The 257-nt window shown below is 45.1% G+C and carries 1 protein-coding gene; it reads left to right on the top strand.

Annotated elements, in window-relative coordinates; translation table 11 throughout:
* A partial coding sequence (locus tag ACG9ZB_RS17530; RefSeq protein WP_419326875.1) for a MobA/MobL family protein occupies positions 1-257 on the top strand: 257 nt, incomplete at both ends.

Raw genomic sequence — 257 nt, 5'->3', positions numbered from 1 at the left:
TCAGAATGTCAGTGATAAAAACCATCATGCACATATCTTACTGCCAACGCGCAAGGCCGAATTAGATCCAAAGCAGAATTTAGTTCTTAAGGATAAAGCCGATATTGAATTAAGTAATACCAAAAGAAAAACATGGGGCATGGGAACAAGCCAGGAAGAAATTAAACAGATCCGCTCCACCTGGGCAAACCTAGCGAATCATGCCCTCGAACCGGCAGGGTATCGGGAAAGAATCGACCACCGCAGCTATGCCGATC

Source organism: Acinetobacter johnsonii, from assembly GCF_048551975.1.
Lineage (GTDB): Bacteria > Pseudomonadota > Gammaproteobacteria > Pseudomonadales > Moraxellaceae > Acinetobacter > Acinetobacter johnsonii_A.
Note: the sequence above shows the minus strand (reverse complement) of the source record. Positions and strands in the feature narration are given on the sequence as shown.